This window comes from Verrucomicrobium sp. BvORR106, assembly GCF_000739655.1.
Lineage (GTDB): Bacteria > Verrucomicrobiota > Verrucomicrobiia > Verrucomicrobiales > Verrucomicrobiaceae > Verrucomicrobium.
In genome coordinates this window covers 18028-32240 of the sequence record NZ_BATR01000079.1, presented here as the reverse complement: position 1 = coordinate 32240, position 14213 = coordinate 18028, and the positions used below count along the sequence as shown (strand labels likewise).

The window sequence follows — 14213 nt, the reverse complement described above, 5'->3', positions numbered from 1 at the left end:
GCGCGCCGCCCTCGCCTCAGCAGGTGATTGTGCGGTCGCGTCCACGACCGCCGTTGCGGCCGCGTAAGTCTGCTGCTTGCTGCCCTTGTGGTCGGGCGCAGTGCTTTGAGCGCCCGTCTCCAACGGTTTCTGAGCCGCCACCGCTTCTGCACCCTTCTCCATGGCGGAGGATTGGCTATCGGCGGTGTGCGCTTCCCCGGCGATCTCGATACGATTGCCCTCACCTCTGGCGAGGTTCCGCTCACTGCTGTCGATGACCTCTCGCACGGAGGCGTGGAAGCCCAGGGCCGCCACTTCCGGGAGCTCCCACCGCGCCATCTGCGCTGCTTCGAGCGTGGGAAACCGGAGCTTGCCTCCATCGTCCAGACGCACCTCGTATTCATTCCCCACCTTCACCATCGGTGGCAGCACCCCCAGCGCCTCCAGACGAGCGTTCGCCATGTTTGCGCGCTGCTCACCAGATTGCCGGGCAGCCGCAGCAGCATCGCGCTGTGTCTGCAGCTTGGCACCATCCATCTCCACACGCCCCGCCTTCCACTCCGCCCGCATCAGGTCCTGCGCCTTCCGCCAGTCGCCAGACTTGGCAGCGTTGGATATCTCCACCGCTGCAGCCTCAGACAATCCGGCGGATTGCAACGCCAGCGGATCCGATGCCAGCGATCTCCCGTGAGAGAAGTCGATGATGCTGGCCCCGCCATTCATCACCAGCACCATCGGCACCACAGCACGGAAGATCTCACCTGAGTTCCTCTTCAGGTCTCCCACCACCCGCTGCCAGGGCACTTCCGGAATGTCCATCTGCAAGGCTCTGGCAAGTTCCATCGCCAGATAGGGCATCACGGCTTGCGCGTACTCTTCCCCCATCTCCATCGTCACACCTGAAACCTGCCCCCCGGCGAACTTCCGCAGCAGTCCGCCCAGGGTGACAGAGGGCAGCCGTGCCGCGCCGATGAACTTCGTCAACGTGCCCCCAACCGCCCTGTTGACGATGGTCTCGATCAGGGCTTGCGCTGGAGCTGCAAAGGAGGCGAGATCCTGGGCCGTCTCATCAGACATGCCGGGAAATTCACGGCGCAGTTTTTGATAGTTGTCCTCCTCGAACTGTCCTGTCGTCAGAAAGAATCCACCAGGGACAAAGGAACCAACTGTCATTGGCGCTGACCGTGCGGCACTGTAGATCCCACGAGGCCAGGCGCTGGTGCTTGTCGCCGGATCAATGCCAAAGATCCTTCCTGTCTGCAAATCGTAGCCGCCCTCAGCAACCTCTTTGATGTCGGAGCGCAACTGCAAGATGTCCCGCAGCTTGACCACCGCTGCAGTGGCAAGAGCCTTCTCAGATTCGCTCACCTGACGCTTGGGCAACCGTGCTGGGTCGGACGCGTCTCCCTCCGCAGGGCCGAACTGCACCAGCGTCTTGCGGAGAATCGCCTCGCCGATGGTACCAATGGCATCCCGCTCGCTGGCAATGGGAGCATCTCCCGGGAACAGGCCGCTTTTGAGCTCATCATTGATCAGCATCAGCTCTTTTCGAACCGTCGCAGAGGAACCATCCGTCAGGAAATCAGCGGTGCCCCGGGCGATGTTCTCCCCAAGTATCTGGAGCGGATCCTTCCCGCTGGCGTCGCTCGCGCCAGTGATGCCGATGGCCTTGATCACCATTTTGCGATCTTTGGCCGGCACTTGGATCAGGCTCGTGGCAATGTCCCACATCGTCTGGTCCGTTTTTCCCTCGACCCCCATGATGGCCTTCGCCTGCTGCGCGGAGCGATCAATGAGGGCACGGTATGGGGCCACCTGCTCAGCTGCTGCACGTGACGTCGTTGCGTACTGCCACAGGTACACGTCCTTGTTCGCCACGTCGAATCCCGGCTTGCCCTGCATCTCCTGGAGGGATCTGGCAAAGCTGTACACCCACGGCTCCCCCCGCACGCCGCCCTCATACGCCTTGTTAAGCCAGCCACTCTGGGGATCCTCAGGAAGCCCGAGCAGCATCTCCATCTCCTCCCGCGACTTCTTCTTCCGGCCCACGATCTCGTTGAAGAACGGCTCAATGCCCACGCCCACCTCGTTCTTTCCCAGAACCTGGTTGGCATACAGCGGCTGGTACAGGTTCTCGAAATGGGTCGAGATCTCCATGGCATCAATGCCAGTATCCTGCGCCACGGAGGCCACGCTGATAAACCGCTTCCGGTCCGCCTGGAGCGTCTCGGGTGTGGAGAACGTGAAGGCGCGGTCAACCTCCGCGCGCTTCTCCTCGTCCAGCGTCTGCATCCAGCCGTCCCAGTCCGTGGCGGCTTTTTCCACATCCATCCACGGAGCGGGGAGGGGGGCTTCGAGAGAGTAGTAAGGCATGCGCTAGATCATTTGGCGGTTTCAAATCCAATCACACCCACGCCATCCTTGGCGTTGGGCCCCGCCGGGGAATACAGATCCCACCTTCCCCTCAGTGGGGACAGGCCTTGCTTGGGGGCCTGGCGGTCCGTGACGGTACGGTCCATCCACCTCCCGGACACAGTGCTCCCGTCAGACAGCTTCAGCTTCACCGTCTCACCCGGGGAGACCCCGGCTTTGCGAAGCTGCTTCTCCACATCCGGAGACACGGCAAAGTCGCTTTCACGCAGCTTGTATGGGGACTCCTCCCCGCGCCTGATCTTCGCCTCTTCAGCGTCTGGAACAAAGGCCCCGATGCCAGCCAGGGAGGCCGAATCTTTCCAAATGTCAGAAGGATAACCGTAGGATGTGATGCGGTGACTGGACCGCACGTCCACCGATGCCGTTTTCCCCCGGGCAGCCACCCCCTGCAGGGCCTTGTTCACCAGCTCGCCCTGCTTCAGGATTATTTCCTCCCTTCGTGGAAACACCCCTTTGTTTTTGCGAACCTCCTCCGCAGCCCAATCGTTCAGACCAGAGATCACCTCGGCCACATCCATCACTGCCTCACGTGCCTTCTCGGGATCGGCAAACTCCCCGTCCTCATTGGAGGTCGCCGCCCTGGCAAACAAATCATAGGCCCACGAAGACAGCCCGGCCTTGCCCGCCGCAATCTTGTCAAGCCGCGTGGAGGCCGCCAGCTTGAACTCCCGGAACGCCGCCGCGTGATCCTGGGCCACATCCTTCCCATCGCCCCACAGTGACTTTTTGCTCCCCTGCATCAGGGTCTTGATCTCCTCTGCCTTCTCCTTGCCGATGCCAAATGCCACCATCTTCGCCGGATCCTGAAGGGCCATCTTGAGGTCTTCATTCCAGACCCGCTGGATCCCCGCCTTGGAGAAGAGCTCTCTCACCTCACTCCGGGCCGCTGCCAGCATCTGGTTCTCAGAGACGCCCCCTTCCCCGCGCGAGGTCACCTCATTCAGCACGGCGTTGAACTGGGTCGCCTGGGCCCGGTCGGGGTTCATGAAAATCATCTGGCTGACCAGTTCACGAAGCTTCTCCTTCTTCGGATCGTTGTACCTGTCGTACAACTGGGTCTGATCGATAAACTTGCTCCACTCACCAGGCAGAGGGTGATCCTCACGCTTCACCGCCTCCATCAGAGGGGCCGCGCGCTCGTAACTGAGCTGTTCAGACTTCACCAGATCCTCAATCTGAGACGGCACAATCTTCTCACCAGAAGCCATGCGGAAGGCAATCTTCCCCAGCGTGTCGCGCTCCTTGTCAGCGAAGTTCTGTTCCCGCACCGCCTGCGCCTCCTTTCTGGCCCGCGTTCCCTTCAGCCGTAGATCCTCCTGGGTCCATCCTGCAGCCTCGCCCCGCTTGAGCGCAGCGGAAATCATCGTTTCATCACCCATCAGCACCCCCGTCCCGAGATCGGCGGACGCCTTGTCCTGCTCCTTCACGCGCATGTACTCCCTGTCGCGCAGGATCAACTGCGTTGCGACGCCCGTCGAGAAATCGCCGTTGGCCGCCTGCTCAGTGCGCTTGCGGATCACCTCGTTGACATCCCCCGCTTCGCGAGATTCCAGCGCAGACGCCTCCCGCATGTCACCATTCTCCTTGTGAATCGCCTCCGAGCTTTCAAAGAGCAACCGGCCATTCGTCGCGGCATCAAAACCATCCAGGTCCGCGACGATGGCTTCTCGCGCGTACTGGGACATGTTCTTGTCCGCCCCAAACCGCTGGCGCAACGCCTCCGCCCGCTTGGTCCAATCGGCATTCCAGGTTCGAGGATTTGCCTTGTCCCGCTCTGCAAGGTGCGTCATGTACTCCGCCTGCATTACGGACTTGGCCTTGCCGATGTCATTCTGATTGATGGCATCCTGTCTGCGTTCCGCGTACTTCTGGGCAACTTCGCCCACACTGGTGATCCCCGCCGCCAACGCCTGGTAACCCTTGTCCAGCCCGGCGAACATCTGGGGGTCGAGCGTGGGCTGCATGGCGGCTTTCGCCAGATCCGCCTGGCCGTCAGCAATGCGGTTGATCCCCGCGATGATGCCTCGAAAATCGGCGCGCGGTCTGCGCTCCGTGTCCATGGGCATCTGCGGAATGTTGCCCGTTTTGATGGTCTGACCACCGTTGAAGAGAGGTATTTCAGGCATAATCAAGCGAAGCCCGGCGGGCGTTGAGAGGTGGAGTTAGCTTTGCCACCCCAACTGCTGCTAGGGCCTACATGCTGCCAGTTGGCCCAACTGCTCCCGACGCTGCCGGCCGTCTGGAATAGCGAGCCCCAGCCGGAGAGCTGCGAGCCTTTGGCATCGGCATAGCCGGACACGCGTGCGATTTCAGCGCGCTTCTGGTCCATGAGATACTGGGACTTTCCCGTGGCCTCTTGGAGCGCCGCGGATGAACGGGTGAGCCTGGCCTCTGCCAGCCCCGTGGCAAGGTCCATAGAGGCACCAGCACGCGCCATCTCGGCCCCGAAGTCCTCGAGAGCCGCTTTGGCAAAGGACTGCCGGTAGCCAATGTCGCTCATGCGGTGCTGCTCTTCGGCGGCAATCTCTGCGTCTTGGGCAGCCTTGACGTCTGTCTCCATGAGGCTTCCGGCATCAAGCTGGCCGCCGCTCTTTCCCTGGGAGGCGCGAATAACAGCCCTCTTCTGGTCGGCGTCCATGTTGCCTCGACGAATGTTCTCCCGGTCCACGCTGGCCTGTGCGAGCGCCACGTTGCGCTCGTTTTGCGCATTGTTGTTGCGCGCCTGGGCCTCGTTCTCTGCGAGACGCGCATTGATCTCCGCCTCTGCCTTTTGAAAGCGCGCCTGCTGCTCAATCTGCTTGACCTGAACGGTGTTGCTCATGAGCTGCATCTTCGCGTTGCGCTGCTGCATCGCGTAGTTGTAGTTCGCGATGTTCTTCTGCGTGGCCGCGCTCTGGAACGAATTGTACGCGCTGATCCCGCCGCCAATGGCGGTGGCGATGGCAGAGTACATCATGACGGTTGCGGCTGTAGTTCCTAAAACCATGGCTATGATGTGGAGGTGATGACGGATACAAGCTTCTCTGGGAACACGTGAAACCCATCCTCCTTCAGGAAGGCTGCGATTGAAGGGTAGGTGTGCGCCCAGATCTGACCAAAATCACGCGATCTGGCGAGTTGCCTTGCAAAGCCCACCAGATGTCTGAATGCCTCCTTGCTCTGGATGGCAGTCTGCCCAGGTCGCGTGACGGCGAACTCCATAAAGGCCATGCCAATGCCATAGGAGAAGTAGAGCCAGATGGCAGCCACCGCCTCGCCATCGCGCTCAATGATGAAACCATCCGGCGGCAGCAGATTCTCAAGAAACTGCCCCCGACCACGTTCACCCCACCAGGCATCCACCATCTGGTAGTCCCCCAGCTTCTCGCCGTATCGTCTGATCTGGTAAAGAGGTTCGTTCAAAAAAGTAAAAAGTTACAAGTCAAAAGTCAAAAGTGACGCCGCCCACCCGCAAATCCCAAACTCCATCACTCCGCCCCAAGCACTAAGCACTAAGCACTAAGCACTAAGCACCAAGCACCAAGCACCAAGCACTACGAACTAAGCACCAGAAACATCAAACTCCGGCACCACCGCCAGCACATGAAACGGCAACGGCAGGCGCTGGCGCAGCGTGATGTCCAGCCCGCCGCGGTGCGTGCTCTTCATGAGCAGCTCGCGATCGCCCGAGTACAGGGGCTGTTGCGTATTCAGCGGCGTGTCAACCGTGCGGTTGATCATTTCATAGAACTCCCGGTCCGGCGCATCCGCATACTCGCCACCCAGCGTCTTGTGCAGGCGCACCGTCGCCTTGTTCGTCTTCCACTTCCGGCCCTGGGCCGTGCCATCCGGCAGGGGCACATCCGTCTTCGTCGGTTGCAGGCGCACCGTATAGGGCAGGCCCACCACCACCGTGCTGGCCGGCCGCTCTAGGTAGAGGGCCCCGTCATTCACCGTGCGCACGGGGTGCACCCGCCCGTCTGCCAGCACCGTCACGTTCCGCCGCTCCAGATGCTCCAGCCCCGTCACCACACTGGCCGCGGGCTCCAGGGTGATCACCTTCGCCGCATCCACATAGATCATGTGCGCGATGTCGCCGGAGTCGATCTTCGCCCACTTCGCCGGGTCCAGCCGCTCAATGTACCGGCGCGTCTGCGCCACGCCAGAGGCATCCACAATGTGCCGGCGCACCGCCACCCAGATCTCATCCGCCAGCCCCGGCGCGCTGTAGATCACCGCCACCGATTCCACCTGGCCATCTGTCAGATGCCGTGACCAACCCACCACCGACTGGTCCCGCTCAAACGTCATGGAAAGCAACTGCCCCGTGCCCGTCACCACCCACACCACCGGATCCGGGTTCGTGGCAAAGGCCATCTGCACCACCCCGCCCGCCGTGATGTGCTCCGCCAGCAGCGTCAGGTCCGGCGCCGTGTAGCCATCCCGCTCAAACTGGTACACAAACTCCCGCAACCGCAACCTTCCCCGCTGCACAAACATGACCGCGTCATTGCAGATGAGCGCCCCGATGTACGCCGAGCCGTAGCCAGACTGCCGCTTGATGCTCACCGTCGTGGCCGAGATGGGGAACTCATCGCTTCCTCGAACCACCCACTCATCCCCCTGCGTACCCACCAGCAGCTCGCTCATGGATGCCAGCCACACGATCGAGTTCCCCCGGCTGGAGCCCAGCACATGGGCAAAGGCCCCATCCGCCAGCGTCGAGCGGCGGAAGTTCTCAAAGTCCCCCAGCAGGGATCCCCAGATCGTCAGCGGCTGCTTGTCCGTCCCGGCAAAGATCACCCGCTGCTCATGAATCGCCACCGTGCGCGGGTGCCCCTGGTAGTCGCTCCACGCCCCCTCCGTCCAGGTCGTCACCGCCGTGGTCGCGTGCAACGTCTGGATCACATCCACCGTCACCTGCGTGGCACTCGTGTAGCCCGTCACCTTCACCAGGCCATAGATGCGGGAGTCCGCCGCCTCCAGCACCGCCCGCGGCGGGCTGCTGCCCTCCGCCGCCGTCTCCGTGTAGTTAAACCGCAGCGCCGCCTCGTCCAGTTGCTCGCCAGAGACCTGCACGTTGCGGTCATTCTTGCTCGACCACGTGCGCACCACCTCCCACACGCCCAGCTCATTCTTGCGCTCCAGATTCAGCGTGCCGTTCCACGTGCCGTAGGTGAACACATCATACTTCCCCAGGATGCGGATCTCACTGCCCGTCGCCGTCGCCGTCAGCGCCAGCTCCGTGAAGGCCCCGCTGCGCCGGTGGGCTATCTGGAAATAACCCCCCACATGCCCCGCATTGAACAAAGCCGTGGACGCCGTCAGCGTCAGCCCCGTGCCCGTCGTCGCAGAGCAGGCCAGCGTCGTCGCCGTCACATTCTCCACCAGCAGCGCCGGGTACTTCCACGGCACCGTCGTCAGCGTCCAGGAGTCATCCGCCAGGCGCGTCAGCTTCTGCGCCGGCTGATGCCCGTCCACCAGGTACATCACGTCATTCGCCTGCGCATACTGGATGCTGAAAAGATCCTCCTCCGTATAGGGCGAGGCGATCTCCAGCGGCACCGCCGGATTCCCCGGCGTGGGGATCTGCACCCCGTTGCTCCAGAACCGCACATACAAGTGCCCAAACTCCAGCACAAAATTCGTCGTCGCAGAAAAGATGAACTCAATGAGCCGCACCTTCCGCCCGTGATCCTTCACTGCCCCCATCCACTCCATCCCCGCCCGGCCAAACGCCCCACCATAGATCTTCGGCACACAGTTCTCCATGATCCGCGCCGCATTCTGGTACTTCTCAATGTCCATCCGGGCATCGAGCAGCGGAGAAATCTCTCCCGCGTTAAAGGCAGCGATCAGGCGGCGTGGCATGCTGTGTTAAAATGGAAGCCCTGGGCTCCGGTGATGAAGTTGAGATGTGCCGCAAGCGGCACGTTGAGACGCGTTGCTGGTTGAGACGCTTCGCTGGTTTAGGCAATACAGCTTCTCACCGGGAAGAAGCCCGCAGGATCAGGGCTGAGAGAAACCACTGATGTTCACTAACGAAACACTAATAGTACTGAACAAACACGGCTTGCCTCCCTATTCGGTCCCAACCACGTCCGTCATTCGAAGCCAAACCCAATTCCGTTAATTCTGTTAATTCTGTCTAAACCTTCCCCATCAGTGTTCCATCAGTGCCCATAAGTGGTTCCTGTTCCCATCCTGTTAATCCTTAAAAATCCTGTTAATCCTGTCCTAAAAAGCCCCCGCCCTCGCGCTGAGTGTCCGCGATCCGCGTGTCGGCGGCACCACCCGCGCCCGGTTCTCCACCGCATCCGTCCAGCCCGCATCGCGCAGGCTGCGCTCGAACATCTGCAGCAGCGCCCCCTTCTCGCTGTTCGAGTTGGTAATTTCCTTGCACAGCGCCGCCGCCAGCTTGTACGCCAGGGCATCGCAGAAGAGCACATCATACAGAGACGCATCCGTCACCCGCTTCGTGTACACCAGCCAGCCCTCACCCGCATCCGTCAGCAGGCGACCGCCCTCCAGCTCATAGTGATCATCGTGATCCACGCCCGACTCCACCCCGTTGAACTCCAGCACCCGCAGGCAGTCCGCCGGCATCGCATACTGAAAAGCCCAGCCAAACGCCGGCTTCTGCACCAGCCTCGTCAGCAGCGTACGCGCCCGCGCAAAGTTCCACCGGTGCAGCCGCAACAGACTGTCCCGCTCATGGTCATAGTGCGTGCGGCACTTCTCCGCCGCCACCGACACCTCGTGAAAGTCCGAGATCCGCGCATCACCCAGATGCGCCAGCGCTTTGTTACAGATTTCTGTGGAGGTCATGGGGGTTTTATTTGGAGGTCAGGGGTGGGGTGGGACCGCAGCGCAGTGAAAAGTTGAGAGTAAAAAGTGAAAAATACTGAGCACCGCGACGGCACCTCATGCATTTCCTAGAACTACAAAGATGCAGCGGGACAGGGAGAGAAGTGAACTCCGGCCAAGGCACCCTCAGGACCTAAACCAGGGCGTAGCCCGCCTAAACCAGCGGAGCGCCTAAACCAGGCGCTTGCGCCGTCTCAACCGGCAGCCCCACTTTTCACTTACCACTTTTTACTTTTCACTACTCCCTCCCCGCCCGCCGCACCCAGCACTAACTCACCGCCCGATACGCCACCTCCACAGCAACCACGTCCCCCGCATTCCCCGCCGCCGTCACCGTCCCGATGAGCAGCTGCAGCGCAGAGTCCGGCGTCAGCACCGTGTTGACGGCCGCGGTCGTGCGGGCCAGGACGATCGTGGCAGAGGTGCCCGTGTTCAGCGTCGCACTGGCGCTCTCATCCACCGCAGCGGCCGTGCCCAGCACGCTCTGCAGCTTGAACGCCGTATTGATTGCCGTACCGCCCCCCGCCGTCACGCGGGTCAGACGCGACAGCTCCGGGATCACCACCGCCCCGTCCATCTGGAGCGAGCCCAGCTTCAGGATGTCATTGGCCAGCAGCACCGCAGACAGCGTGATGTTGAACTTCGCAAAACGCACCGTCTGTTGCAAGAGCCGGGCATTGGGATGGGATTCACGGGACACCGCCCGGGAGTCCTGCGCCGCAGCCTCAGCAGATTTATAAGTAGTTGGCATGGTATTTCGTTATTTTGAAGATTGTTTCCTTTAACTCTGTGAATCAGTCGCACCGGCGACCCAGTGAAAAGTGGTAAGTAAAAAGTGAAAAGTAAGGGAGCCAGTCAGAGACGCCAGACCCCAGACCTGAGCCGCCCCGCGACCCAAAACTCCAAAAGCCCAGCGCCCGCATTTCCTAAACCAGGGCGTAGCCCGCCTAAACCAGCGGAGACCCAAACCCGAGTCTCCGCCTGTGTAGACCAACCACCCCAGCGAAGCGCCTCAACCAGCGCAGCGCCTAAACGTGCCGCTTGCGGCACATCTCAACCAGCGCAGCGTCTCAACCCCACCCCCTCCATCTCACGCACCGTCCAAGCCACCCTTACGGGCTCTCATCACAATACACCTCCCCTACCTTCTCCTCATACCGGCGCATCACGCCGTAGTCGGCATAGGCGCTGACCTGGATGGCGTGGTCCTTCTCCGGCAGGCGGTCCACCATGATCTGCATGTTCTCCGGCACCACCACCATGCCCTCGCGCGCCCAGGCCACACAGGTGCGCACATCCGTGGCCCCGTCCAGCGTCAGGCGGTTGGACATCACGATGTGGAAGCCAAACAGCTTCTGCGACTCGTCCGCCAGGAACGGCTTCATCATCTGCGCCCACACGTCATTGGGCGAGGCCGCCACATACGCATACAGATCCTGCTTCTGCTTCGGCCCGATCGCCAGGTACACCTGGCTCGCGCCCTCACCCTGCAGGAACACATCCTGCGTCTCGAACTTGCGCGCCAGCTCGATGAGCTTCCACGGCGTCAGGCCCGAGTTCGCCGGCGTGTCACCCGGCTTCACATAGTTCACCGCCACCTGGCGGCTCCCCGTGAGCGTGATCGGCGTCACATACGGCTCCGCACCGCCATACACCGTCGCGCTCACCCCCTGGGCGATCATCTCGTCCACCTTGCGGTTCCAGCTCATGCGCATCGCCTGCTCGATCTCCGAGCCCGGCGTCGTGAGCTGCGCCACGATGTACTCCGCGTCCTTGCGGTCGCTGATGTGCTGGCAGGCAAAGTCACGCTTCGTCAGCTTGCGCTTGTACCCCTGGATCTCCTGGGGAAGCGAGTCCCCCAGCCGGTTCAGACGTTCACGCCACACCAGGGTGGAAAGGTCGCGATAGACCTTCTCCTTCCCCTGGAACTCGTCGATCGTCACCTTGTCGCGCAGCTTCGAGACCTGCTGCTGGACCACATGGCCCCAGCGGGTTTCAAAAGAGCGCACTGCGAATTCTGGAATGTCCAATGCCGTCGGCATCTGATTTGTAAGTTTGGATTGGGAAGTTCACTGCTTCTTCCGTCCGCATCGAGAATCCGCCGCGCGGGTCGAGCTTCTGACGGTCCCCGGCGGAGAATCCTCATCGGGTCTACCAAGGATAACCAAAGGTGCGCTAAGCTCGCTTCCCAATCAAGGGGGAATTGGAGTTTTCAGTTTCAAGTTTTCCGTCAGCCGGAGGAAACCAGCCCAACCACAGAGGGCACAGAGTAAACATCTCGTCTTCACACCCCCTCAGCCCCAACAGCGCCTCAACCCATTCAAAAAATGGTGGGACTCCCGCACCGACGTTGGAGTTCCGCATTGATGCGGTCACGCCTCTACCGTCCCATCATCAACAGATCATGAGCAAACCATGAACAGAGCCAAGCATTCCCCAAACCCCCAATCGACGCCCGCAGCAGGGTTGGAGTACCGCATTCATGCGGCTCAGGAAACTATTCATCCATCACCACCTCCTAACCAATCAACCTCCACCGCACCCACCTCCCCTAAACCAGGGCGAAGCCCGCCTAAACCAGCGCAGCGCCTCAACCAGGCGCCGCCCCGGCGGCACCATCTCAATCAGCAACCCGTCTCAACCAGGCGCAGCCGTCTCCCCGAACCCGGAGGGTTCACCATGAATAGCCACGGGTCGACCGAGTTTAACGAGGGCTACCCGTGGACAACCACCCCACCACGCTACCGCGGAGCGGTAGGCCCATTGCATGGCACACCCCACACCCCCTCCCTCTGGCGCACTGACGCACTGGATCCCACCCCCACCTCCCCAATTACAGGGCGAAGCCCGTCTCAACCAGCAACGCGTCTCAACAGGCCGCTTGCGGCCCCTAACCGCTCACAAACTCCCATCCTCCAAAACTCCAACCAAATGCCTCAACCCCGCCGGAATCGCATTCCCCTGATACCCCGAACTTCCCGCCGGCTTCTGGATCGAGACCTCCATCATCTCCCCCTCCTTGAGCTGCACGTCGATCCGCCACTCCTGACCGCTGTACACCGGCGAGCGCAACGCCAGCTCCTCATTCAGGGCATGCAGAAACAACTCCCCCCGCGCCTCGCCCAGCATCTCCCGCACCTCTCCACGCAGAGCTTCCCGCGCCGGCGCAAACTCCCCGCCCACATCCCCCGGCAGCCTCAGCTCCACCTTCTCATCCGTTTGCGAAAGGATCTGCACCTTGCTGCGCTCCAGTCCACGCAGCGCCTGCAGATGCCGGTCCAGCGTTTCCTTTAACCCGACCGCCTCCTCCTTGCTCAGCCGCAGCACCTTCTTCGCCTGGTCCGTCACGTCAAAGTGCTCGCCATAGTCCCCCAGGCTCCAGGAGTAGAGTTTCACCACCTCCCGCGGCAGCCACACCTGCGGCGACTTCGCGATCACCTCCGGGTGAAAAAACGGCGATCGCACCGCCGCCTTCCCCTCCCCTTCTTTCGGCGTCACCTCATCCTCCGCTGCCGTCCCCGCCCCCGCCTTCACCTTCGCGCGACCTTTGGCCTCCACCCGGCTCACATCCGCCTTCGCCACCTCCGCCCTCCCCTCACGCACCAGCACAGAGATGCCATAACCCACCCCCACACCCAGGATCAACAGCCCCAAAGAACTCAGCCACCGCTGCAGAACACCTCGCCCAGGCTCTGGCGCAGAAGAAGTCGCGAATCGATTCGTGCTCATAGATAAAAGTCTTCTTGGGTTCAAGCTTCAACTCAGGGCACAGAGCCAGAACCCTGCTCCGGCAACTGCGAGAGGATCCTCCCCAGCGGGCTCGATGGCGCGATCGAACGCCTCTGCATGCCCAGACTCGTGCCCTGCGCCGTCGGGGAGATCTCCACCCCGTCCTCCGTGACCGCGACCCGATAACTCGCGTTGCCATACAGGAACGCCAGATCCCGGTGCGCCAGCGCCCGGTAAACATGTGCCCGCTCCGCCGGCAGCACCTGTTGAAGCCGCGCCTCCAGCTCCGCCGACAGTTGTTTCATCGTTGCCGGGTCCACCGTGAGCAACCATTTCACCTGGCCCTCCGTCTGCCCCTCCTCCGGCGGCAGACGCACCGCCCCCCTCGCCACCACCCCGGCCCAGGTCTGCAGCGCCTCATGCAGCGCGCCAATCAGCGCCCCCTTCATCTCCGGCGCCAGCCTCAGCGCCTGGTAGCCCGCCGTACGAGCCTGCTCCAGAAACTCCGCCTCCGTCTTGCCCAGGCGCGTGATCATCATCGCGCCCGGATCCGTCTCCTGCACCAGCGCCACCGGCACCTCCAGCCACTCCGCCGCATCCGGATACGCCTCCAGCAGAGGCCCCACCTGCCGCACCACCTCCCTCACCTCATCTCCAGCAGCACCAGCCCCCGCCACCACCTGCCTCACCCCAAACTCCCGCGGCCTCACCGACACCTCACCACCCACCTCCGCCGAACCCGACCCCGGTAGAAACCACCACAGACCACCCACCACCCCCAGCACAAAGGCAGCAACGGGCACCACAATAGATCGAGCACGGGAATCGACAGACATAAGGGGAAGAAAGGCAGGAGCAAACCACCAGCACCACCTCCCCATGCAGGGTCAGTCATTCAAAAAAAGAGAAGGCCCGCTGGTTTTTCACCAACGAACCTCCCACCCCTATCCCAACCCACCAACCCTGTCAACGCCCCACAAAAAAGCCCTGCCCACAGCCCCACGACCTACCGATCGCAAAACCATGAACAGGGCCAAACCCCTCCCAAACTCCCACACACCGACGTCGGAGTTCCGCATTCACGCGCCAACCTCCGTCCTCCCATCATCAACAGTTCATGAACAAACCATGAACAAACCATGAACAGAGCCCAACCATCTCCACCCCCCACCGCCTCACGCACCGGGGTTGGAGTACCGCATTTATGCGGCTCAGGAAACTATCCT

Annotated in this window: 10 protein-coding genes; all 10 read right to left on the bottom strand. The window is 61.8% G+C overall.

Features of this window, described 5'->3' with window-relative positions; all coding sequences use genetic code 11:
- Window positions 1–2352 (bottom strand): hypothetical protein (locus BV106_RS11865; RefSeq protein ID WP_038164749.1); only part of this gene is annotated, 2352 nt, incomplete at its 3' end.
- An 8-nt stretch (window positions 2353–2360) separates the two neighbouring features.
- Complete coding sequence (locus BV106_RS11860) at window positions 2361–4538, bottom strand: hypothetical protein (RefSeq protein ID WP_038164747.1); 2178 nt, start codon at window positions 4536–4538, stop codon at window positions 2361–2363.
- Between the two features lie 2 nt (window positions 4539–4540).
- Window positions 4541–5368, bottom strand: a complete 828-nt coding sequence (locus tag BV106_RS11855) for a hypothetical protein (protein WP_038164745.1) — start codon at window positions 5366–5368, stop codon at window positions 4541–4543.
- Window positions 5369–5400: 32 nt separating this feature from the next.
- Complete coding sequence (locus tag BV106_RS11850) at window positions 5401–5814, bottom strand: hypothetical protein (RefSeq protein WP_038164743.1); 414 nt, start codon at window positions 5812–5814, stop codon at window positions 5401–5403.
- 138 nt (window positions 5815–5952) lie between these two features.
- Window positions 5953–8262 (bottom strand): hypothetical protein, encoded by a 2310-nt coding sequence (locus BV106_RS11845; RefSeq protein ID WP_038164741.1) that lies wholly within the window; start codon window positions 8260–8262, stop codon window positions 5953–5955.
- 366 nt (window positions 8263–8628) lie between these two features.
- Window positions 8629–9219, bottom strand: coding sequence for a hypothetical protein (locus BV106_RS11840; protein WP_051945678.1), 591 nt, complete (start codon window positions 9217–9219; stop codon window positions 8629–8631).
- 307 nt (window positions 9220–9526) lie between these two features.
- Window positions 9527–10009, bottom strand: coding sequence for a hypothetical protein (locus BV106_RS11835; protein WP_265595589.1), 483 nt, complete (start codon window positions 10007–10009; stop codon window positions 9527–9529).
- A 361-nt stretch (window positions 10010–10370) separates the two neighbouring features.
- Complete coding sequence (locus tag BV106_RS11830; protein WP_038164737.1) at window positions 10371–11300, bottom strand: phage capsid protein; 930 nt, start codon at window positions 11298–11300, stop codon at window positions 10371–10373.
- 856 nt (window positions 11301–12156) lie between these two features.
- Window positions 12157–12987, bottom strand: coding sequence for a hypothetical protein (locus tag BV106_RS11825; RefSeq protein WP_265595588.1), 831 nt, complete (start codon window positions 12985–12987; stop codon window positions 12157–12159).
- A gap of 32 nt (window positions 12988–13019) precedes the next feature.
- Window positions 13020–13823 (bottom strand): hypothetical protein, encoded by an 804-nt coding sequence (locus BV106_RS11820; protein ID WP_038164734.1) that lies wholly within the window; start codon window positions 13821–13823, stop codon window positions 13020–13022.
- Window positions 13824–14213: the final 390 nt, after the last annotated feature.